We start from the raw sequence: 22,398 nt of genomic DNA, 5'->3' as shown, positions 1-22,398 counted from the left end.
CCATCAAATCTGGGGAAATTAGCATGATTCATGGCTGCCACGTGATGGCAAAGCCGAGCGGCTCGGTGTGTAACATCGATTGCACCTACTGCTTTTATCTGGAAAAAGAAGCGCTTTATCCGGAACGGAATAAAAACTGGCGCATGTCCGATGAGACGCTGGAAAACTATATTCGCCAGCATATTGCCGCCCAGTCCGGCGATGCGGTGACCTTTGCCTGGCAGGGCGGCGAGCCGACCATGATGGGGCTGCCGTTTTTTCGCCGGGTCGTTGAGCTGTGCGGCCAGTACGCCAACGGTAAGAAGATAGAACATGCGCTGCAAACTAACGGCGTCCTGGTGGACGAAGAGTGGGCGCGTTTTTTTGCCGAACAGGGTTTTCTGGTGGGTTTGTCGATAGACGGCCCGGCGCATCTGCATAACCAGTACCGCGTTAACCGCGCCGGAAAGGGTACCCACGAAAAGGTTGTTGCGGCGATGGCGCTGCTGAAGGCGCATAACGTCGAGTTCAATACCCTGACCGTCGTCGGCAAGCATAACGTCGATCATGCCCGTGAAGTGTATGATTTCCTGCTGGCGGCCGGTTCGCGCTATATGCAGTTTATCCCGCTGGTCGAACGGATGAGCAGCGACGCCTCGGCGCCGCTCCAGCTGGTGCTCCCGGGTGAGAGCGCGGCGCGGCTGGCGCCCTGGACGGTACCCTCCTGGCAGTTCGGCGAGTTTCTTAACCAAATTTTCGATATCTGGGTTCGTCGCGACGTCGATCGCGTCTACGTGCAGATGTTTGACGTTGCCCTGGCGGCATGGACCGGTCAGCCGCCGGTACTTTGCGTACATTCGCCAACCTGCGGGCACGCTTTTGCGCTGGAATCGAACGGCGATCTGTATAACTGCGATCACTTTGTTTATCCGGAGCATAAGCTGGGTAATATTCATCAGCAGAGCATCCACGAGCTGAATAATAGCGAGCAGGCCATCGCCTTTGGTCAGGCAAAACAAGAGACGCTAACGGCGGATTGCCGCAGCTGCGAGTTTCGCTTTGCCTGCCACGGCGGTTGTCCGAAACATCGCTTCGCCGTTTCCCCGAGCGGTCGCCCCGGCCATAGCTACCTGTGCGCAGGCTACCAGCACTTTTTCAAACACGTGACGCCGTATATGAACGTCTGGCGGCAGCTTCTGGAAAACGGCTATCCGCTCCCGGCCATGATGCAATGGCTGGCGCAAGAAGAGCAGCAGCCGAAAACGGCTTCCCGCAACGACCCTTGCCCCTGCGGCAGCGGGCGTAAATATAAAAAATGCTGCGGCGCGCAGCATTGATATGCTTAAAGTAATACGTCAAAGCCCTGGCGCTGGAGATGGCCAGAGTTAATCATTTACTGAATGGGTCTACTGTCACTCTTCGGAGATGAATGATGATTGAACGCCACGAGCAAAAGAAGTATTTACGTTTTGCCATTAATCTGGGCAACCCGGTTCTTACGATACTGTCGCCAGATGGATCGCCGGGGGGGATAACCGTCGAACTGGCAAAGAAACTGGCGACTGAGAGCCAGCGTGAAGCGCGGTTGGTGACCTGGCCAACGGCCGGGCAGGTCGTGGATGCGGCGCTGATGGATCAATGGGATATCGCTTTTCTGGCTATCGACCCGGCGAGGGAAGATAAGCTTCGCTTTACGCCCTCCTACATCACGATCGAGAGTTCGCTGATGGTTAAAAAAGAGAGCAAGATTCAATCGGTTCAGGAGATGGACCGCGAAGGTTCAGTAATCAACGTGGGCAAAGGTGCGGCCTACGAGCTGTATCTGATTCGCACGCTGAAACATGCGACGCTGCGCCAATATGCCACTTCGCAGGATGCTATACAGGCGTTCATCAACGGCGAAGGTGATATGGTGGCCGGTATTCGTCAGCCTCTGGAGAAAGCCGCGCGGGATAATCCACAGTTTCGCGTTTTACCCGATAGTTTTAGCCAGATACATCAGGCGATATGCGTGCCGCGCAATGCGACACAGCACTATGAATTTATTTGCCGCTGCCTTTCTTCATGGATAGCGGACGGGACTATTGCCGGGATGGTGAGTCACCATATCGGCAATAGTTGATTTTTACCCCCGCTTACCGCCGTACTGCGCAAACCACGCCAGCATTCGCTGCCAGCCGTCTTTCGCCGACTCTTCATGATAGCTGGCGCGATAGTCGGCATTAAAAGCGTGGCCGGCCTGCGGATAAACCACAATTTCCGTCGTGGCGTTGGCCGCCCGTAGCGCCTGGCGCATGGTTTCTACCGTATCCTGTGGGATGCTGTCATCTTTTGCGCCATACAGCCCTAAAACCGGCGCATTCAGATCGACGGCGACATCGACCGGATGCTTCGGCGAATTAAGCGTTTTTTCGCCGGCCAGCTTGCCGTACCAGGCGACGGCGGCTTTTAGCTGCGGGTTATGCGCAGCGTACAGCCAGGTGATGCGCCCACCCCAGCAGAAACCGGTAATGAGCAGACGGTGGGCGTCGCCGCCGTGGCGGTAGGCCCAGCTAGCCACGTGATCGAGGTCGGCCAGCACCTGAGAATCCGGCACCTTTGTGACCAGCCCCTGGAACAGAGAAGGAATGTCGCTGTAATCGTTAGGATCGCCCTGGCGGAAGTACAGCTCCGGTGCGATAGCCAGATACCCCTCCTTTGCCAGACGGCGGCAGATATCGCGGATATGTTCATGCACGCCGAAAATTTCCTGAACCACGATAACCACCGGCAGCGAACCGTCGACGCTGCGCGGGCGGGCATGGAATGCCGGCATGTTATCTCCCTGCGAAGGGATGGATGTCTCCCCGGAGACGATGTTCTCATCTGATGTGTGAACGGCAGTTGAGGCGTGCGGCGTGGCTGCAGGTGCAAAGCCGGTTGGCTTGATTGTCGTCATGGTATTCTCCGTACCCTCAATTTATTAGCGCATCAATAACTATAGCTGCTCTGGACAGGACGTTAACCAAACACAGTGCCCGAAACCGGCTATCTTTTGTTCAGGGTTCTGAGATTTAGCTTGTTAATGTGATGTTTATCACTATTTTATGGAAAGTTATTGCAATGAATTTCATTCATGGTGATTGGTATCACAAAACTGAACCAGCAGCTTCTGTAAAGTACCGTTTTGCTTCTGCTGATAATTCGACCCACAGAGGAGTTTTTTATGTCCAAGTCTGATGTTTTTCATCTCGGCCTCACCAAAAACGATTTACAAGGGGCTACGCTGGCTATCGTCCCTGGCGATCCGGAGCGTGTGGAAAAGATCGCCGCGCTGATGGATAAGCCGGTTAAGCTGGCATCTCACCGTGAATTCACCACCTGGCGCGCCGAGCTGGATGGTAAAGCAGTGATTGTCTGCTCTACCGGTATCGGCGGCCCATCGACCTCTATCGCCGTGGAAGAACTGGCCCAGCTCGGCATCCGTACCTTCCTGCGTATTGGTACCACCGGCGCCATTCAGCCGCACATTAACGTAGGTGATGTTCTGGTGACCACCGCTTCTGTCCGCCTGGACGGTGCAAGCCTGCACTTTGCGCCGATGGAGTTCCCGGCGGTGGCTGATTTTGAATGTACTACCGCGCTGGTTGAAGCGGCGAAGTCTATTGGCGCAACCACCCATATCGGCGTGACCGCCTCTTCCGACACCTTCTATCCGGGCCAGGAACGTTACGATACCTTCTCCGGCCGCGTCGTTAGCCGCTTTAAAGGCTCGATGGAAGAGTGGCAGGCGATGGGCGTAATGAACTATGAAATGGAATCCGCCACTCTGCTGACCATGTGCGCCAGCCAGGGCCTGCGCGCCGGAATGGTTGCCGGGGTTATCGTCAACCGTACCCAGCAGGAGATTCCGAACGCGGAAACCATGAAGCAAACCGAAAGCCACGCGGTGAAAATTGTCGTGGAAGCGGCGCGCCGCCTGCTGTAATTATTCTCTCTTCGTATAAGGGTCGGATTCTTCGGCCCTTCTTTTTTGCGTAGCGCCTCGCAGGAAAACCCTTTCAAACTGGACGTTTGTACAGCACAATTCTATTTTGTGCCGTAAGTCGTTGCCGCAGGGGGCGTTGTGGATATCTCAATTATTATTAGTGCCGTCGTGGCGCTGGCCGTGGGGCTGATTGTCGGCTGGCTGGCGACCAAAGCGCACGCCGATCAAATTCGCGCCGATCTCATCGAAGAGCGGCGCGAGCTGGATATTGAGCTGAGCGCCACCCGCCAACGGCTGGTACAGGAGTCTCACTGGCGCGAAGAGTGTGAACTGCTGAATAACGAGCTGCGCAGCCTGCGCGAAATCAACGCCTCGCTGGAAGCTGACCTCCGCGAAGTGACCACTCGTCTTGAATCCACTCAGCTGCATGCGGAAGACAAAATCCGCCAGATGGTTAACAGCGAGCAGCGGCTTAGCGAGCAGTTTGAGAATCTGGCGAACCGTATTTTTGAGCACAGTAATCGCCGGGTAGATGAGCAGAACCGCCAGAGCCTGCATGGTCTGCTGACGCCGCTGCGCGAACAGCTGGATGGCTTTCGTCGGCAGGTGCAGGATAGCTTTGGCCAGGAAGCGCGGGAGCGTCACACCCTGGCCCATGAAATCCGCAATCTTCAGCAGCTAAATGCGCAGATGGCCCAGGAAGCGCTAAATCTGACCCGCGCGCTAAAAGGCGATAACAAAACCCAGGGCAACTGGGGCGAGGTGGTGTTGACCCGCGTACTGGAAGCATCGGGGCTGCGGGAAGGCCATGAATATCAAACTCAGGTGAGCATCGAAACGGAAAACCGCGCGCGGATGCAGCCTGATGTGATCGTCCGTTTGCCGCAGGGAAAGGACGTGGTCATCGATGCCAAAATGACCCTGGTGGCCTATGAGCGCTACTTCAACGCTGACGATGATTACACCCGAGAAGCGGCGCTGCAGGAGCATATTGCTTCCGTACGCAACCATATGCGCCTGCTGGGACGCAAAGATTATCAGCAGCTGCCTGGGCTGCGCTCGCTTGACTATGTTCTGATGTTTATCCCGGTGGAACCGGCCTTCCTGCTGGCAATCGATCGCCAGCCGGAACTCATTAGCGAAGCGCTGAAAAACAACATCATGCTGGTGAGCCCGACCACGCTGCTGGTGGCGCTACGGACCATCGCCAATCTCTGGCGCTATGAACATCAGAGCCGTAACGCGCAGAAAATTGCCGAAAGAGCGGGGCGTCTGTATGACAAGATGCGTCTGTTTGTTGACGATATGTCGGCCATTGGCCAGAGCCTGGATAAAGCCCAGGATAACTACCGTCAGGCGATGAAAAAGCTCGCCTCCGGGCGCGGTAACCTGCTGGTACAGGCGGAGTCATTTCGCGGGCTGGGGGTGGAGGTTAAACGTGGGATTAATCCTGACTTAGTCGAACAGGCAGCCGCGCAGGATGAAGAATACTTCCTTACAGAAGACGGTAACACGCAGGAAGATAAAGACTTTTCTGCCGATAAGGCCGTTGCCGCTGCGTATGAGAACCGTCCTCAGCCGCGTTGAAGCGTATGGGAAGTGCGCTAAACCTGTTACACTCAACGAACATTTTCTTGATAAGTAAGCAGGCATAGAGATGGTTGAGGATTCACAAGAAACGACGCATTTTGGCTTTCAGACTGTCGCCAAAGAGCAGAAAGCTGACATGGTGGCGCATGTATTTCATTCTGTGGCCGCAAAATATGACGTAATGAACGATCTGATGTCGTTCGGTATTCATCGTTTGTGGAAGCGTTTCACCATCGACTGCAGCGGCGTCCGCCGTGGGCAAACCGTGTTGGATCTGGCCGGAGGAACCGGCGATCTGACGGCGAAATTTTCTCGCCTGGTCGGCGAAACCGGCCGCGTGATGCTGGCGGATATCAACGACTCTATGCTGAAAATGGGCCGTGAAAAGCTGCGCAATATCGGCATTGTCGGCAACGTGGAATACGTCCAGGCGAACGCCGAAGCGCTACCTTTTGCGGACAACACCTTTGACTGCATTACGATTTCTTTCGGTCTGCGTAACGTGACGGATAAAGAAAAAGCGCTGCGCTCTATGTACCGCGTATTAAAGCCGGGTGGCCGTCTGCTGGTGCTGGAATTCTCAAAACCGATTATTGAGCCGCTTAGCAAAGCCTACGACGCCTATTCCTTCCATATCCTGCCGCGCGTAGGCGAGCTGGTTGCGAAAGACGCCGAAAGCTATCGTTATCTTGCTGAATCTATTCGAATGCATCCCGATCAGGACACGCTGAAAGGCATGATGCAGGATGCAGGATTTGAAAACGTCGACTACTACAACCTCACGGCAGGCATCGTTGCGCTACACCGCGGTTATAAGTTCTGACAGGAGGGACGCTATGCCTTTCAAACCACTGGTTACCGCCGGTCTTGAGACGGTTCTGAATACCTTCCTCTGGCGCGATCGGGCGTTGAAACCTGCCCGTCAGCGTCTGCTGGGGAAAGTGCTGCGTGTCGAACTGCAGGAGCTCTCCGAACCCGTGGTGCTGGTTTTTAGCGAGCGCCAGGTCGATGTGCTGGGGGCGTGGGAAGGCGAGGCAGACTGCACCGTGCGTACTCGCCTGAGCGTGCTTCCGCAGCTACGTAATCGCCAGCAGCTTACCGCGCTGATTCGCAGCGGCGATCTTGAAGTGCAGGGCGATCTGCAGGTGGTACAAAATACCGTTACGCTGTGCGATCTCGCGGAGTTCGATCCGGCTGAACTGCTCGCCCCGTATACCGGGGATGTGGTTGCGGAAGGCTTTAGTAAAGTATTCCGCGGCGGTGCTCGTTTTCTTCTGCGTGGTGCTCAGCGCCAGCAGCGCTATGTTGCGGAAGCGATTACCGAAGAGTGGCGCCTGGCGCCGGGTCCGCTGGAGCTGGCCTGGTTTGCTGAAGAAACCACAGCCGTTGAGCGAGCGCTGGCCGCGCTGGAAAAACGGCTGGAAACGCTGGAGGGCAAATGACGCCAGGAGAATTACGGCGCCTGTATTTCATCGTCCACACCTTTTTGAGCTACGGGCTTGATGAGCTCATTCCTAAAATGCGTATCACGCTGCCGCTGCGAATCTGGCGGCGGATGCTGTTCTGGATGCCAAACCGCCATAAAGAACGTCCTCTTGGCGAGCGCCTGCGCCTTGCGCTGCAGGAGCTGGGTCCGGTGTGGATCAAGTTTGGCCAGATGCTCTCGACCCGTCGCGACCTGTTCCCTCCCCACATTGCCGATCAGCTGGCCATGCTGCAGGATCGCGTTGCGCCTTTTGATGGTCTGCAGGCCAAAAAGCAAATTGAGCAAGCCATGGGCGGCTTGCCGGTAGAAGCCTGGTTTGATGATTTCTCTGTTGAACCGCTTGCTTCCGCTTCTATTGCTCAGGTGCATACCGCGCGCTTGAAAGAGAACGGCAAAGAAGTGGTCATTAAAGTGATCCGCCCGGATATCGTGCCGGTTATCAAAGCGGATATGAAGCTCATCTACCGCCTTGCCCGCTGGGTGCCTCGTCTGTTACCGGACGGTCGTCGCCTGCGCCCGCAGGAAGTGGTGCGTGAATACGAAAAAACGCTGCTGGATGAGCTCAACCTGCTGCGTGAATCGGCTAACGCTATTCAGCTGCGGCGCAACTTTGAAGATAGCCCGATGCTTTATGTCCCGGAAGTTTACTCGGACTACTGCAGTGAAGGCATGATGGTGATGGAGCGGATTTACGGGATCCCGGTTTCCGACGTCGCCGCGCTGGAAGCGCAGGGGACCAACATGCAGCTGCTGGCTGAGCGCGGCGTGCAGGTCTTCTTTACTCAGGTTTTCCGCGACAGCTTCTTCCATGCCGACATGCATCCGGGCAACATTTTCGTCAGTCGTAACCACCCGGAAGACCCGCAGTATATTGGTATAGACTGCGGTATCGTCGGCTCGCTGAACAAAGAAGATAAACGCTATCTGGCGGAAAACTTTATTGCCTTCTTCAATCGCGACTACCGTAAGGTTGCGGAACTGCACGTTGATTCCGGCTGGGTTCCGGCAGATACCAACGTCGAAGAGTTCGAATTTGCCATTCGTACCGTCTGCGAGCCTATTTTTGAAAAACCGCTGGCGGAAATCTCGTTTGGCCATGTGTTGTTGAACCTGTTTAACACGGCGCGACGTTTCAATATGGAAGTGCAGCCGCAGCTGGTTCTGCTGCAGAAGACATTACTTTACGTAGAAGGAGTAGGTCGCCAGCTCTATCCTCAGTTAGACTTGTGGAAAACGGCGAAACCGTTCCTTGAGTCGTGGATTAAAGATCAGGTGGGCATTCCGGCTCTGGTGCGGGCTTTTAAAGAGAAGGCGCCGTTCTGGATTGAGAGAATGCCGGAAATACCTGAGCTGGTGTATCAGAGCCTGCAGCAAAGCAAGCAGTTACAGAATAGCGTCGATACCATCGTGCGCGACATCCAGGTGCGGCACGTGCGCCAGGGGCAGTCCCGTTATCTGTTTGGTATAGGCGCGGTTTTATTACTGAGTGGTACGCTGCTGTTCATCCACCGCCCTGAGTGGGGCATGATGCCCGGCTGGCTGATGGCCGCTGGCGTCGTAACCTGGCTTATCGGCTGGCGTAAGACGAACTGACGGCAGTCGCCTTTATCACTGCGCATAACGTGTATAATGCGTCCTATTAATTCATCATCTGTCATAGGGGAATGTGTATGGGTGGTATCAGTATTTGGCAGTTACTCATTGTTGTCGTCATTGTGGTTCTGCTTTTTGGGACAAAAAAGCTGAGCTCGCTCGGTTCCGATTTGGGGGCGTCGATCAAAGGTTTTAAAAAGGCCATGAGCGACGACGATAAACCGGAAAAATCCGCGCCGGATGCAGATTTCGCGGCAAAAACCCTTGCTGATAAGCCGGATGACGCAAAAAAAGACGAGACTAAACGCCACGACAAAGAGCAGGTGTAATTCGTGTTCGATATCGGTTTTAGTGAACTTCTGCTGGTATTCGTGATTGGCCTCATCGTTTTGGGGCCACAACGACTACCGGTAGCGGTAAAAACGGTAGTCAGCTGGATCCGTACGCTGCGGTCGCTGGCGGCTACCGTACAAAATGAAATAACCCAGGAATTAAAACTGCAGGAGTTTCAGGAAAGCCTTAAGAAGGTGGAAAAGGCCAGTCTGGATAACCTGACGCCTGAGCTAAAAGCATCTATGGATGAGCTGCGAGAAGCGGCTGAATCTATGAAGCGATCCTATTCCGCCCACGATCCTGAAAAAGCCAGCGACGAAGCCAACACGATTCATAACCCGGTCGTAAAAGGGAGTGAAGAGCAGCGCAAGGACGTGACGCCAGCAACGGCTGAACATCAGGCCAGCGCGCCTGAGCACGTACCTGAACCCGTGTCTGAAGAGCTCCCCGTTTCGCAGAGTGAAATCCCGGCAGAGAAAGTAAAAGTTGCCGTGGCGGCTTCCGATTCCTCCTCCCCCGTATCGAGTGATAAACAGTAAAAATGGGCGTAGACGATACTCAACCGCTAATTACGCATCTGATTGAGCTGCGCAAGCGCTTAATCAACAGCATTCTTGCGATTCTGGTCATTTTCCTGGCGTTGGTTTATTTCGCCAATGACATCTATCAGCTGGTTTCTGCGCCGCTTATTCGGCAGATGCCGGTTGGCGCGACCATGATCGCAACGGATGTGGCCTCGCCTTTCTTCACGCCGATCAAGCTGACCTTCATGGTATCGATAATTTTGTCGGTGCCGGTCATTTTGTATCAGGTTTGGGCCTTTGTGGCGCCAGCGCTGTATAAGCACGAACGTCGATTGGTTATGCCGCTGCTGGTCTCCAGTACGTTGCTGTTCTATATCGGCATGGCTTTTGCCTACTTTGTTGTTTTCCCGCTGGCGTTTGGTTTTCTGACCCATGCGGCGCCGGAAGGCGTACAGGTCTCGACCGATATTCGCAGCTACCTCGACTTTGTGATGGCGTTGTTTATCGCCTTTGGCGTCTCATTTGAGGTTCCCGTGGCCATCGTCCTGCTGTGCTGGATGGGCGTCACCACGCCGGAAGACCTGCGTAAGAAACGCCCCTATGTTCTGGTTGGCGCATTTGTCGTTGGGATGCTGCTGACGCCGCCGGATGTGTTCTCGCAAACGCTGCTGGCGATTCCGATGTACTGCCTGTTTGAAGTCGGGGTCTTCTTCGCGCGGTTCTATACCGGTAAGCGCCTGACGCGTGACGAGGATGCCGCAGCCGAAGAGGCGCAGGGCAAAGAAGAATAAAGCGCAACCGCCCGTCAGGGCGGTTGCCGTATGGGAGTGATGATGTTTGATATCGGCGTGAATCTGACCAGCTCGCAGTTTTCCCGCGATCGGGACGAGGTTATTGCCCGAGCCCGGGCGGCGGGAGTCACAGGAATGCTGTTGACGGGGACCAACCTTCATGAAAGCGCGCAGGCGCAGCAGCTGGCGCATGGTTATTCCGGATGCTGGTCAACGGCCGGTGTTCATCCCCACGACAGCCGCAGCTGGACGGAATCGGCCGCGGCAGCGGTCTACGAGCTGGCCCGCGAGCCAGAGGTCGTTGCGATTGGCGAATGCGGGCTGGATTTCAACCGCAACTTTTCAACGCCTCAGGAGCAAGAGGCGGCGTTTAGCGCCCAGCTGGCGCTCGCTGCGGAACTGTCGATGCCGGTATTTTTGCACTGCCGCGATGCGCACGACCGTTTCCTGGCCCTGCTAACCCCGTGGCTTGATAAGCTTCCGGGGGCCGTGGTGCATTGCTTTACGGGTAGCCGCGAAGAGATGCGCGAATGCGTGGAGCTGGGATTATTTATTGGCATTACCGGCTGGGTATGCGATGAGCGTCGGGGGCTGGAGCTGCGGGCTCTCCTGGCCGATATCCCGGCCGATCGCCTGCTGATTGAGACCGATGCGCCGTATCTGCTGCCGCGGGATATGCAGCCAAAACCCGCTTCCCGCCGCAATGAGCCTGCATATCTGCCGCATATTCTGTCTCGTATCGCGGAGTGGCGCGGAGAAGAAGCGCCGTGGCTGGAAGAGATTACCGATGCTAACGTCAGAAGGCTCTTTGGCGTGCGTTTTTAGACGCCGTCAGATTTTATAAAAGTCAGTATTTTTGACGCTTTGTAATACCTGCTTGTTAAGCAGATTCAGCAGCAGCATAGAGCGGGCTTCGCCATCCGGTTCGGTAAAGATAGCCTGGAGACCCTCAAAGGCGCCATCGGTGATCAGCACGCTGTCGCCTTCATGCGGCGTTTCCGGGTCGGTAATACCTTCCGGTTTGTAGATGGAGAGCTGATGAATAACCGCAGACGGCACGATCGCGGGCAGCGCGCCGAAACGCACAAAGCTGTTCACGCCGCGCGTTGCGCTGATGGTGGTGGTATGAATCACTTCCGGGTCAAACTCGATAAACAGATAGTTTGGGAACAGGGGTTCGCTGACCGTCGTGCGTTTACCGCGGACGATTTTTTCCAGTTCGATCGTTGGCATCAGGCAATTGACGGCCTGCCGCTCGAGATGTTCCTGGGCGCGCTCAAGCTGCCCACGTTTGCAATAAAGTAAATACCAGGCTTGCATAATAACTCTTTCCACTCTACTAGCAGCAAGCATAACAAAAGGCCGGGGCGATCGCGAAATCATTGCAGTTGAAAGCTAAATTTCAGCGTTCTTTCACGCTAATTTAACAAAAATACAGCATAGCTCCGGCGAACGCCGTATAATCAGCCGCCTGTATAGAGGTCAATAACAACTCCATGAAATACCACGATCTACGCGAATTTCTGACATTACTGGAGCAGCAGGGGGAATTGAAACGGATTTCCCTGCCGGTCGATCCTCATCTGGAAATTACCGAAATTGCCGATCGCACCTTGCGTGCTGGCGGTCCGGCCCTGCTATTTGAAAATCCTAAAGGCTACGCGATGCCGGTGTTGTGTAATCTTTTCGGCACGCCGCGGCGAGTTGCGCTGGGGATGGGGCAGGAGGATGTCAGTTCTCTGCGCGAAGTGGGTAAGCTCCTGGCATTCCTGAAAGAGCCGGAACCACCAAAAGGTTTCCGCGATCTGTTTGATAAGCTGCCGCAGTTCAAGCAGGTGCTGAATATGCCGACTAAGCGTCTGCGCGGGGCGCCATGCCAGCAAAAAATTATTCAGGGCGATGATGTCGATCTGGGCCGCATCCCGATCATGACCTGCTGGCCGGAAGATGCCGCACCGCTGATCACCTGGGGCCTGACGGTGACGCGCGGCCCGCATAAAGAGCGGCAAAATCTGGGCATTTATCGCCAGCAGCTGATTGGCAAGAACAAGCTGATTATGCGCTGGCTATCGCATCGCGGCGGCGCGCTGGATTTCCAGGAGTGGTGCGCAGCGCGCCCTGGCGAGCGTTTCCCGGTCTCCGTTGCGCTGGGTGCCGATCCGGCAACCATTCTCGGGGCGGTGACTCCGGTTCCCGACACCCTCTCCGAGTATGCATTTGCCGGGCTGCTGCGCGGTACGAAAACCGAAGTCGTGAAGTGCATCTCTAACGATCTGGAGGTGCCCGCCAGCGCAGAGATTGTGCTGGAAGGGTATATTGAAGTCGGTGAAATGGCGCCGGAAGGGCCGTATGGCGATCATACGGGCTACTACAATGAAGTGGATAATTTCCCGGTCTTTACCGTTACCCATATTACTCAGCGTGAAGACGCTATCTACCATTCGACCTACACCGGACGTCCGCCGGACGAACCCGCGGTACTGGGCGTTGCGCTGAACGAAGTCTTCGTCCCTATTCTGCAAAAGCAGTTTCCTGAGATTGTGGATTTCTATTTACCACCTGAAGGCTGCTCCTATCGCCTGGCGGTGGTCACGATGAAGAAGCAGTACGCCGGTCACGCGAAACGCGTCATGATGGGAGTCTGGTCCTTCCTCCGTCAGTTCATGTATACCAAGTTTGTTATCGTCTGCGATGATGATGTCAACGCGCGTGACTGGAATGATGTGATTTGGGCGATTACTACCCGTATGGACCCGGCGCGTGATACGGTAATGGTAGAAAATACGCCAATTGATTATCTGGATTTTGCCTCACCGGTTTCCGGTTTGGGTTCAAAAATGGGGCTGGATGCCACAAATAAATGGCCCGGTGAGACCCAGCGCGAGTGGGGTCGTCCGATTAAGAAAGATCCCGAGGTGACGGCGCGCGTTGACGCCATCTGGGATGAACTGGCCATCTTCAAATAACAGTAAGCGGGGCTACGCCGCTGTTTTGCACAATAGACCCGACAGAGGGGACGCATGACAACCTTAAGCTGTAAAGTGACCTCGGTGGAGGCGATTACCGATACTGTGTATCGCGTTCGATTAGTGCCGGAAGCGGCGTTTTCTTTCCGGGCTGGTCAGTATCTGATGGTCGTGATGGACGAACGCGATAAGCGCCCATTCTCCATGGCTTCTACGCCGTCGGAACAGGAGTTTATCGAACTGCATATCGGTGCATCTGAACTTAATCTGTATGCGATGGCAGTGATGGATCGGATCCTGAAAGAGCGTGAAATCGAGGTCGATCTGCCGCATGGCGAAGCCTGGCTGCGCGATGACGAAGAACGCCCGCTGATTTTAATCGCTGGGGGAACGGGCTTCTCTTACGTGCGTTCGATTTTGCTTACCGCGCTGGCGCGCAATCCAAACCGCGATATCGCTATCTATTGGGGCGGACGCGAAGCGAAGCATCTCTATGATCTGGCGGAACTGGAAGCATTAAGCGTGCAGCATCCGGGCTTACGCATCGAGCCCGTGGTTGAGCAGCCTGACGCTGAGTGGCGTGGCCGTACCGGAACCGTACTCACCGCGGTCCTGCAGGATTACGGTACGCTGGGCGATCATGATATCTATATTGCAGGTCGCTTCGAGATGGCTAAAATTGCCCGCGATCTGTTCTGCAACGAGCGCGGCGCCCGCGAAGAGCGTCTGTTTGGCGACGCGTTTGCCTTTATCTGATTGCCGCTGTGAAGGCATCCGGGCGTTGGTCCGGATGCTGTTCTAGCGCGCATCGCTAAAGTAAACGTACAGCGGTCGATCGTTTTCCAGCAAACAGAGCATTTTCCCTACGGGGTTCCCTTCTTTTTCCAGCGTGGCGGCTAACTGCGTCGCGATATGCTGGCTGCCTATCTTCTCATCATAGCGTTCGGTATTAATATTGGTGATGGTCAGGTCCTTGAGCCGCTCGCTTTCCGGATTCTGCGCCATTTTATTGATTCCCCATGAGAGGCATGCCTGAGCGTTATCCTGTTCGCTGGCAAGAGCAGCGCCAGAGAATGCGGTGAGCAGAAGTATGAAAGGGAGTGTTTTCATAAGTCGTTATTATCCTTAGTCAACGTGACGTATCCGGTGATAATAGCTGAATAGCGGAAATAAAAAACCCGCCCCTGACAGGCGGGAAGAACGGCAACTAAACCTTCTCCCCGTTATCATTCACGCTGCCTTTTTGTTGGCTGCGCTCGCTCACCCCGGTCACAGAGTTATCTATGCTCCCGGGGATTTGCTCGGTTGCCGCCGCGATGCCGCGCGAATGATTCAGGGAATTAACGCTTTGCTTAAACCCGCTCGAATACCGTCGCGATCCCCTGACCTAAACCAATACACATCGTCGCCAGGCCGAACTGCGCATCTTTGCGCTCCATCTGGTTGATGAGCGTGGTGCTGATGCGCGCGCCTGAACAGCCGAGCGGATGGCCCAGGGCGATCGCGCCGCCGTTGAGATTGATCTTCTCGTCGATCTGTTCCATCAGTCCCAGATCTTTAATGCACGGCAGGATCTGCGCGGCAAAAGCTTCGTTCATCTCGAACACATCGATATCGCTGGTGGTGAGCCCGGCTTTTTTCAGCGCCAGCTTTGACGCGGGAACCGGGCCGTAGCCCATTATTGACGGGTCGCAGCCGACGACGGCCATCGAACGCACGCGAGCGCGAGGCTTCAGGCCCAGCTCGCGGGCGCGACTTTCGCTCATTAACAGCATGGCTGCGGCGCCATCGGAGAGGGCAGAAGAGGTACCCGCCGTTACGGTACCGGTGACGGGATCGAACGCGGGCCTCAGCGCAGCCAGCGCTTCTACCGTCGTCTCCGGGCGAATCACTTCATCATAGCTGTATGACTTCAGTACGCCGTCGGCGTCGTGACCGCCGGTCGGAACAATCTCCGTTTTGAATGCGCCAGATTGCGTCGCGGCCCAGGCGCGGGCGTGGGAGCGGGCTGCAAACTGATCCTGCATTTCCCGGCTGATGCCGTGCAGGCGCGCCAGCATTTCTGCGGTCAGCCCCATCATCCCGGCGGCTTTAGCGACGTTCCGGCTCAGGCCCGGGTGAAAATCCACACCGTGGCTCATCGGGACGTGGCCCATATGTTCTACACCGCCAATCAGGCATACGCTGGCATCGCCGGTCATGATCATGCGGGCCGCGTCGTGAAGCGCCTGCATGGAAGAACCGCACAGTCGATTGACCGTGTTGGCGGGCACGGAATGCGGGATTTCCGCCAGCAGCGCCGCGTTGCGGGCAATATTGAAACCCTGTTCAAGGGTCTGCTGAACGCAGCCCCAGTAAATATCATCAATGGCGCTTGCTTCAAGGGATGGATTACGTGAAAGCAGGCTACGCATCAGGTGCGCGGAGAGATCTTCCGCGCGCACATGGCGAAAGGCGCCGCCCTTCGAACGGCCCATCGGGGTACGAACTGCATCGACAATGACAACCTGTTCCATTGTGACTCCTTAAGCCGTTTTCAGCTCGCCTGGCGCACGGGCAGGCTCAACCGGGGGATAGTACGGTTCGTTATGACGCGCTTTGCTGCGCAATCCTTCCGGCACGTCATACAGCGGACCGAGATGCTGATACTGCTGCGCCATATCGAGATATTTTGCGCTACCGAGGGTATCCAGCCAGCGGAACGCGCCGCCGTGGAACGGAGGGAAGCCGAGACCATAGACCAGCGCCATATCGGCTTCCGCCGGGCTGGCGATAATGCCCTCTTCAAGACAACGCACCACTTCGTTGACCATCGGGATCATCATGCGGGCGATAATCTCTTCATCGCTGAAATCACGCTTCGGCTGGCTGACTTCCGCCAGCAGGCTATCGACTGCGGCATCCTCTTCCTTCTTCGGCTTACCTTTGCTGTCTTCTTTGTAGCGCCAGAAGCCGAGGCCATTTTTCTGGCCGAATCGGTTAGCGTCGAACAGCGCATCGATCGCATCGCGATAATCTTTCTGCATCCGCTGCGGGAAGCCCGCCGCCATGACTGCCTGCGCGTGATGCGCGGTATCAATGCCAACGACGTCCAGCAGATAGGCCGGGCCCATCGGCCAGCCAAACTGCTTTTCCATCACTTTGTCGACTTTGCGGAAGTCTGCGCCGTCGCGCAGCAGCTGGCTGAAACCGGCGAAGTAGGGGAACAGCACGCGGTTAACAAAGAAACCGGGGCAGTCGTTGACCACAATTGGCGTTTTACCCATTTTGCTGGCCCAGGCGACCACTTTCGCAATGGTTTCGTCCGAGCTTTTTTCACCGCGAATAATCTCGACCAGCGGCATCCGGTGCACCGGATTAAAGAAGTGCATTCCGCAGAAGTTTTCCGGGCGCTTCAGTACGCTGGCCAACTCGCTGATGGGAATGGTGGAGGTATTCGATGCCAGCACGGTATCCGGACGGACTTTGTCTTCCGTTTCCGCCAGCACCGCTTTTTTCACTTTCGGATTCTCAACAACGGCTTCGACCACGACGTCCACGCGCTCAAAGCCGGCGTAATCCAGGGTTGGCTGAATAGTGGAAATAACGCCAGCCATTTTGAGACCATCGATTTTGCCGCGCTCAAGCTGTTTATTCAGCAATTTGACCGCTTCGGTCATGCCGAGCGTCAGCGATTTGTCGTTGATATCTTTCATGACTACCGGCACGCCTTTCCATGCCGATTGGTATGCAATGCCGCCGCCCATAATCCCCGCGCCCAGTACGGCCGCGTGTTTTGGCGTGTCGGTATCTTTAGTCAGCTTCTTCGCTTTCGCTTTAACATACTGATCGTTAAGGAAGATACCTACCAGCGCCCGCGCCTCGTTGGTATGCGCCAGCGGGACAAAACTTTTGTTTTCCAGATTCAAGGCTTCTTCGCGGCCAAAGCGGGCGGCGGCTTCAATGGTTTTAACGGCAGTAATGGGCGCAGGGTAGTGTTTCCCGGCGGTTTGCGCCACCATGCCTTTGGCGATGGTAAAACTCATCGCGGCTTCAATTTTACTCAGGTGAAGAGGCTCCAGCTTCGGCTGGCGCTTCGCCTTCCAGTCCAGGTCACCTTTAATGGCCTGACGCAGAATTGCTATCGCGCCATCGAGCAGTTTTTCATGTTTAACCACGCCATCGACGAGGCCGATTTTTAAGGCCTGTTCGGCGCCAACGTCTTTACCTGCGGCAATGATTTCCAGCGCGCTGTCCGCGCCAAGCATCCGCGGCATCCGCACCGAGCCGCCAAAGCCCGGCATGATACCCAGCTTCGTTTCCGGCAGGCCAATGCGCAAATCCGGCGTCGCCAGGCGATAATCGGTCGCCAGCACGCATTCGCAGCCGCCGCCCAGCGCATAGCCGTTGACGGCGGAAATAGTGGGAACCGGTAAATCTTCCAGGCGATTAAATACGCTATTGGCGAAATGCAGCCACTGGCTTAACTGTTCTTGCGGAACCAGGAACAGGGAAAGAAATTCAGTGATATCCGCACCGACGATAAAGGCTGCTTTCTCAGAGCGCAGCAGTAGCCCTTGCAGATCTTTTTGTTTTTCGAGCACGTCCAGCGCTTCACCGAGGCTGGCTACGGTTGCGGTATCAAGCTTATTGACCGAGCCGGGGGCATCGAATACCAGTTCGGCAATGCCGTCTTCCCGCCAGTCGAGGTACAGGGTGTCGCCTTTGTAGAGCATGTCAGTCTCCTGAATCCAGCAATATGATCTGGTCGTACCAGATGCAACGGAGTGTGGAATTTATGTTAAGAAAATGCAAATAAGTCTTTAAATAAATGCTGGTCGGATCACACCCGCTAGAGATCACCCCGTCTGGAGCCAATGTGCTAAGATGCGAAGATTCACGATCCAATAAAATCAAAGGATAAAAGATGGAATCTCTGGCCGGTCTCTATAAAAATCATATCGTTACCTTACAAGAACGCACCCGCGATGTTCTGGCCCGCTTTAAGCTGGATGCCCTGTTGATTCACTCCGGTGAACTGGTCAACGTCTTTCTTGACGATCATCCGTATCCATTTAAGGTCAACCCACAGTTCAAAGCCTGGGTACCGGTTACGCAGGTTCCGAACTGCTGGCTGCTGGTGGACGGCGTCAACAAACCAAAGCTGTGGTTCTATCTGCCGGTTGATTACTGGCATAACGTAGAACCGTTGCCGACGTCATTCTGGACCGAAGAGGTGGAGGTGATCGCCCTGCCGAAAGCGGATGGTATCGGCAGCCAGCTGCCTGCCGCGCGTGGCAATATCGCTTATATCGGACCGGTACCGGAACGTGCGCTGGGGCTGGATATTGCGGCGGATAAAATCAACCCGAAAGGGGCGATCGATTATCTGCACTACTATCGCTCTTATAAAACTGACTATGAGCTGGCCTGTATGCGTGAAGCGCAGAAGTCGGCGGTTAACGGTCATCAGGCTGCTCATGAAGCTTTCCTCTCCGGGATGAGCGAGTTTGATATCAACCAGGCCTATCTGACCGCGACCGGCCATCGCGACACTGATGTGCCGTACAGCAATATTGTGGCGCTGAACGAGCATGCCTCCGTACTGCATTACACAAAGCTTGATCATCGTGCGCCTGCAGAGATGCGTAGCTTCCTGCTGGATGCGGGCGCGGAATACAACGGCTATGCAGCCGACCTGACCCGTACCTGGGCGGCGCATGGCGATAATGACTATGCTCACTTGATTAAAGACGTTAATGATGAACAGCTGGCGCTGATTAGCACCATGAAGGCGGGCGTGAGCTACGTGGATTATCATGTCCAGTTCCATCAGCGCATCGCCAAACTGCTGCGTAAACATCAGATAGTCAAAGACATGAGCGAAGAAGCGATGGTGGAAAATGACCTGACCGGACCATTTATGCCGCACGGTATTGGCCACCCCTTAGGTCTGCAGGTTCATGACGTTGCTGGTTTTATGCAGGATGATACCGGTACCCACCAGGCCGCGCCGGCAAAATATCCTTACCTGCGCTGCACGCGCGTTCTGCAGCCGCGCATGGTGTTGACGATCGAGCCGGGTATCTACTTTATCGAATCGCTGCTGGCGCCGTGGCGCGAAGGACAGTTCAGCAAACACTTTAACTGGCAGAAAATTGACGCGCTGAAACCCTTTGGCGGTATCCGTATCGAAGACAACGTCGTGATCCACGAAAACAGCATCGAAAATATGACGCGCGATCTGAAACTGGCGTAATGGAAAGCTGGTTGATACCGGCCGAGCCGGTCACCGTCGTTGAAGAGATCAAAAAGAGCCGCTTTATTACGCTGTTGGCCCATACCGATGGCGTAGCGGCGGCAAAGGCGTTTGTCGAGTCAGTCAGGGCGGATCACCCGGATGCGCGTCATCACTGCGTGGCGTGGGTTGCAGGGCCGCCAAATGATTCTCAGCAGCTGGGTTTTTCCGACGATGGCGAACCGGCGGGAACGGCGGGGAAACCAATGCTGGCGCAGCTAATGGGCAGCGGCGTCGGCGAGATAACCGCTGTCGTCGTGCGCTACTACGGTGGTATTCTGCTGGGCACCGGCGGCCTGGTGAAAGCGTATGGCGGCGGTGTACATCAGGCGCTAGCGCAGCTCACAACACAGCGCAAGACGCCGCTCACCGCATATACTTTGCAGTGTGAATACGGGCAGTTGGCCGGGATTGAAACGCTGTTGGCTCAGTTCTCAGGAAAAATTGTCGAAAGCGAATATCAGGCGTCTGTTCAGCTGCGCGTGGCGCTTCCCCAGGCTGAAGTGGCGCTATTTTCAGCAAAGCTGGCTGATTTTAGTCGCGGTTCGTTGCAATTACTGAAGATTGACGAATAATCCCCACCTGATTTTTTTGCATATCAAAGGAAGCGCCAGAGATGCATTTTCGCGCGATAACCCGAATCGTTGGACTGTTGGTCATTTTGTTTTCGGGGACGATGATCCTTCCGGGATTAATAGCTCTGATATATCGCGATGGTGCGGGGCGAGCGTTTACCCAGACCTTTTTCGTTGCCCTGGCCATCGGTTCGCTGCTGTGGTGGCCTAATCGTCGTGAGAAGGGAGAACTGAAATCCCGGGAAGGATTTCTGATTGTGGTTCTCTTCTGGACCGTGCTGGGTAGCGTGGGGGCATTGCCGTTTATCTTTGCTGAGCAGCCGAACCTGACGGTGACGGATGCATTCTTTGAATCTTTCTCCGGTCTGACAACGACGGGGGCAACCACGCTGGTGGGGCTCGATTCGTTACCCCATGCTATTCTTTTCTACCGGCAGATGCTGCAGTGGTTTGGCGGGATGGGGATCATCGTTCTGGCGGTAGCGATACTGCCGATACTGGGCGTCGGGGGGATGCAGCTGTATCGGGCCGAAATGCCCGGACCGCTTAAAGATAACAAAATGCGGCCGCGGATTGCAGAGACGGCAAAAACGCTGTGGCTTATTTATGTCCTGCTGACGGTGGCCTGCGCGCTGGCGCTGTGGTTTGCCGGGATGCCGGCATTTGACGCCATCGGCCATAGCTTCTCTACTATCGCGATTGGCGGGTTCTCCACCCATGATGCCAGCGTGGGTTACTTTAATAGCCCAACAATTAACTCCATTATTGCGGTTTTCCTGCTGATTTCTGGCTGTAACTACGGCCTGCACTTTTCATTACTTAGCGGGCGCAGCCTGAAAGTGTACTGGCGAGACCCTGAATTCCGTATGTTTATCGGCGTGCAGTTTACGCTGGTGGTGGTATGCACCCTTGTACTGTGGCTGCATGACGTCTATAGCTCGGCGTTAATGACGGTCAACCAGGCGTTTTTCCAGGTGGTGTCGATGGCGACAACGGCGGGCTTCACGACCGACAGTATTGCGCGCTGGCCGCTATTTTTGCCGGTGCTCCTCCTCTGTTCGGCTTTCATCGGCGGCTGCGCCGGGTCCACCGGCGGTGGACTAAAGGTTATTCGTATCCTGCTGCTTTTTAAGCAAGGCAACCGCGAGCTTAAACGTCTGGTACACCCTAATGCGGTCTACAGTATTAAACTGGGAAACCGTGCACTGCCGGAGCGTATCCTCGAAGCCGTCTGGGGATTCTTCTCCGCGTATGCGCTGGTGTTTATCATCAGTATGCTGGCGATAATTGCTACCGGCGTGGATGATTTCTCGGCCTTTGCTTCAGTCGTCGCCACGCTGAACAACCTTGGACCGGGACTGGGCGTAGTGGCGGATAACTTTGCCACGATGAACCCTGTCGCGAAATGGATCTTGATTGCTAATATGCTGTTTGGTCGTCTGGAAGTGTTCACCTTACTGGTGCTATTTACTCCGACTTTCTGGCGCGAATAACAGGAGTGCCTGTGAAAACTTTGATTCTCTTTTCCACCCGCGACGGACAGACGCGCGAGATCGCCTCGTTTTTGGCCTCTGAACTAAAAGAGCAGGGGATCGATTCGGACACGGTTGATCTCAACCGCACTAACGAGGTGGAGTGGCCTTTATACGATCGCGTTGTGATAGGCGCATCAATCCGCTACGGTCATTTTCATCCAGCGCTGGAACGGTTTGTAAAAACGCATCTTCAATCGCTACAGGCGCTGCCGGGGGCTTTTTTCTCGGTCAACCTCGTGGCGCGTAAGCCAGAAAAACGAACGCCGCAAACTAATAGCTACACGCGCAAGTTTCTGCTCAACTCGCCCTGGCAGCCCCAGCATTGCGCAGTGTTTGCCGGTGCGCTCCGCTATCCACGCTATCGCTGGTACGATCGCTTTATGATCCGTCTTATTATGAAGATGACCGACGGCGAGACCGATGTCAGTAAAGAAGTGGTCTATACCGACTGGCAGCAGGTAGGCAGATTTGCGCGGGAAATTGCGCAAATGACCAGCAAATAGCGCGTTAAATCACCCCGATGATGGAAAGTTGAGCGAATGAAAGGTTTTTTGAAATTTCCCCTTGTCACTTCGTAATTACTCCCTATAATGCGCTCCCACTGACACGGAACAACGGCTTACAGCCCGCCGGGTCAGCGGGATTCAGCGATGAATGCCGGCAGAGAAAAGCGAAATTAAACGCTTGACTCTGAATGAGGAAAACGTATTATACGGGACCTCGCAACGGTGAGCGAAAGCCGCGTTGCACTGCTCTTTAACAATTTATCAGACAATCTGTGT

At 55.2% G+C, this 22,398-nt stretch carries 22 protein-coding genes; 17 read left to right on the top strand and 5 right to left on the bottom strand.

Annotated elements, in window-relative coordinates:
- The first annotated feature begins 23 nt into the window (after positions 1 to 23).
- Both ACSIPU_RS26005 and ACSIPU_RS26000 read left to right on the top strand, forming a co-directional pair.
- Complete coding sequence (locus ACSIPU_RS26005; RefSeq protein ID WP_004107713.1) at positions 24 to 1,316, top strand: anaerobic sulfatase maturase; 1,293 nt, start codon at positions 24 to 26, stop codon at positions 1,314 to 1,316.
- Positions 1,317 to 1,411: 95 nt separating this feature from the next.
- The gene (locus ACSIPU_RS26000) at positions 1,412 to 2,101 is read left to right on the top strand and encodes a transporter substrate-binding domain-containing protein (protein ID WP_023321881.1); all 690 of its coding nucleotides are present in this window, start codon (positions 1,412 to 1,414) and stop codon (positions 2,099 to 2,101) included.
- Between the two features lie 3 nt (positions 2,102 to 2,104).
- Here ACSIPU_RS26000 and ACSIPU_RS25995 read toward each other — a convergent pair whose 3' ends face one another.
- The gene (locus tag ACSIPU_RS25995) at positions 2,105 to 2,917 is read right to left on the bottom strand and encodes a dienelactone hydrolase family protein (RefSeq protein WP_049593749.1); all 813 of its coding nucleotides are present in this window, start codon (positions 2,915 to 2,917) and stop codon (positions 2,105 to 2,107) included.
- A gap of 267 nt (positions 2,918 to 3,184) precedes the next feature.
- Between ACSIPU_RS25995 and udp the strand changes: the two genes are divergently transcribed.
- The 9 genes from udp (at position 3,185) to tatD (ending at position 11,088) form a co-directional block, all read left to right on the top strand.
- Positions 3,185 to 3,946 carry a uridine phosphorylase gene (gene udp / locus ACSIPU_RS25990; RefSeq protein ID WP_004097583.1) on the top strand — a complete coding sequence of 254 codons (762 nt, stop codon included), beginning with the start codon at positions 3,185 to 3,187 and terminating at the stop codon, positions 3,944 to 3,946.
- 138 nt (positions 3,947 to 4,084) lie between these two features.
- The gene (rmuC, locus tag ACSIPU_RS25985; RefSeq protein ID WP_004107774.1) at positions 4,085 to 5,533 is read left to right on the top strand and encodes a DNA recombination protein RmuC; all 1,449 of its coding nucleotides are present in this window, start codon (positions 4,085 to 4,087) and stop codon (positions 5,531 to 5,533) included.
- A gap of 70 nt (positions 5,534 to 5,603) precedes the next feature.
- A complete protein-coding gene (gene ubiE, locus ACSIPU_RS25980) occupies positions 5,604 to 6,359 on the top strand; it encodes a bifunctional demethylmenaquinone methyltransferase/2-methoxy-6-polyprenyl-1,4-benzoquinol methylase UbiE (RefSeq protein ID WP_004107776.1) in 756 nt (251 codons plus the stop codon).
- 13 nt (positions 6,360 to 6,372) lie between these two features.
- On the top strand, positions 6,373 to 6,978 hold the full coding sequence (gene ubiJ, locus ACSIPU_RS25975; RefSeq protein ID WP_004107778.1) for a ubiquinone biosynthesis protein UbiJ: 606 nt from the start codon (positions 6,373 to 6,375) through the stop codon (positions 6,976 to 6,978).
- Positions 6,975 to 8,615, top strand: a complete 1,641-nt coding sequence (gene ubiB, locus ACSIPU_RS25970) for a ubiquinone biosynthesis regulatory protein kinase UbiB (protein ID WP_004107780.1) — start codon at positions 6,975 to 6,977, stop codon at positions 8,613 to 8,615. Before ubiJ ends, ubiB begins: the two co-directional genes overlap by 4 nt.
- A 77-nt stretch (positions 8,616 to 8,692) precedes the next feature.
- Entirely contained in the window at positions 8,693 to 8,944 is a 252-nt protein-coding gene (tatA, locus tag ACSIPU_RS25965) for a Sec-independent protein translocase subunit TatA (RefSeq protein WP_004107782.1), read from the top strand.
- A 3-nt stretch (positions 8,945 to 8,947) separates the two neighbouring features.
- On the top strand, positions 8,948 to 9,487 hold the full coding sequence (gene tatB, locus ACSIPU_RS25960; protein WP_004107785.1) for a Sec-independent protein translocase protein TatB: 540 nt from the start codon (positions 8,948 to 8,950) through the stop codon (positions 9,485 to 9,487).
- A gap of 2 nt (positions 9,488 to 9,489) precedes the next feature.
- Positions 9,490 to 10,263, top strand: coding sequence for a Sec-independent protein translocase subunit TatC (tatC, locus tag ACSIPU_RS25955; protein WP_004107787.1), 774 nt, complete (start codon positions 9,490 to 9,492; stop codon positions 10,261 to 10,263).
- A gap of 30 nt (positions 10,264 to 10,293) precedes the next feature.
- Positions 10,294 to 11,088, top strand: a complete 795-nt coding sequence (gene tatD / locus ACSIPU_RS25950; protein WP_160887395.1) for a 3'-5' ssDNA/RNA exonuclease TatD — start codon at positions 10,294 to 10,296, stop codon at positions 11,086 to 11,088.
- Between the two features lie 6 nt (positions 11,089 to 11,094).
- On the opposite strand, the gene rfaH is transcribed toward tatD, so the two are convergent.
- Entirely contained in the window at positions 11,095 to 11,583 is a 489-nt protein-coding gene (gene rfaH / locus ACSIPU_RS25945; RefSeq protein WP_004097595.1) for a transcription/translation regulatory transformer protein RfaH, read from the bottom strand.
- A 176-nt stretch (positions 11,584 to 11,759) separates the two neighbouring features.
- On the opposite strand from rfaH, the gene ubiD reads away from it, so the two are divergent.
- On the top strand, positions 11,760 to 13,229 hold the full coding sequence (gene ubiD / locus ACSIPU_RS25940; RefSeq protein ID WP_004107790.1) for a 4-hydroxy-3-polyprenylbenzoate decarboxylase: 1,470 nt from the start codon (positions 11,760 to 11,762) through the stop codon (positions 13,227 to 13,229).
- 54 nt (positions 13,230 to 13,283) lie between these two features.
- A complete protein-coding gene (fre, locus tag ACSIPU_RS25935) occupies positions 13,284 to 13,985 on the top strand; it encodes an NAD(P)H-flavin reductase (protein ID WP_004107791.1) in 702 nt (233 codons plus the stop codon).
- A gap of 42 nt (positions 13,986 to 14,027) precedes the next feature.
- On the opposite strand, the gene ACSIPU_RS25930 is transcribed toward fre, so the two are convergent.
- The 3 genes from ACSIPU_RS25930 to fadB all read right to left on the bottom strand — a co-directional run bounded on the left by ACSIPU_RS25930 (position 14,028) and on the right by fadB (position 17,944).
- A complete protein-coding gene (locus ACSIPU_RS25930) occupies positions 14,028 to 14,339 on the bottom strand; it encodes a hypothetical protein (RefSeq protein ID WP_004107793.1) in 312 nt (103 codons plus the stop codon).
- A gap of 242 nt (positions 14,340 to 14,581) precedes the next feature.
- Entirely contained in the window at positions 14,582 to 15,745 is a 1,164-nt protein-coding gene (gene fadA / locus ACSIPU_RS25925; protein WP_017145173.1) for an acetyl-CoA C-acyltransferase FadA, read from the bottom strand.
- 9 nt (positions 15,746 to 15,754) lie between these two features.
- Positions 15,755 to 17,944, bottom strand: coding sequence for a fatty acid oxidation complex subunit alpha FadB (gene fadB, locus ACSIPU_RS25920; RefSeq protein ID WP_196558221.1), 2,190 nt, complete (start codon positions 17,942 to 17,944; stop codon positions 15,755 to 15,757).
- A 191-nt stretch (positions 17,945 to 18,135) separates the two neighbouring features.
- Here fadB and pepQ point away from each other — a divergent pair, with 191 nt between their 5' ends.
- The 4 genes from pepQ to hemG are packed head-to-tail and all read left to right on the top strand — an operon-like array spanning position 18,136 to position 22,119.
- Entirely contained in the window at positions 18,136 to 19,467 is a 1,332-nt protein-coding gene (gene pepQ, locus ACSIPU_RS25915; RefSeq protein WP_196558219.1) for a Xaa-Pro dipeptidase, read from the top strand.
- Entirely contained in the window at positions 19,467 to 20,081 is a 615-nt protein-coding gene (locus ACSIPU_RS25910; protein WP_004107800.1) for an IMPACT family protein, read from the top strand. The genes pepQ and ACSIPU_RS25910 overlap by 1 nt, the downstream gene beginning before the upstream one ends.
- A gap of 41 nt (positions 20,082 to 20,122) precedes the next feature.
- Positions 20,123 to 21,574: a Trk system potassium transporter TrkH gene (gene trkH / locus ACSIPU_RS25905; protein WP_004107802.1), complete on the top strand. Its 1,452-nt coding sequence runs from the start codon at positions 20,123 to 20,125 to the stop codon at positions 21,572 to 21,574.
- Positions 21,575 to 21,585: 11 nt separating this feature from the next.
- Positions 21,586 to 22,119, top strand: a complete 534-nt coding sequence (gene hemG / locus ACSIPU_RS25900) for a menaquinone-dependent protoporphyrinogen IX dehydrogenase (protein WP_004107806.1) — start codon at positions 21,586 to 21,588, stop codon at positions 22,117 to 22,119.
- Positions 22,120 to 22,398 lie beyond the last annotated feature (279 nt).

Origin of the sequence: Klebsiella sp. HN106, from assembly GCF_051209435.1 — a bacterium.
Classification (GTDB): Bacteria; Pseudomonadota; Gammaproteobacteria; order Enterobacterales; family Enterobacteriaceae; genus Klebsiella; species Klebsiella oxytoca.
Note: the sequence above shows the minus strand (reverse complement) of the source record. Positions and strands in the feature narration are given on the sequence as shown.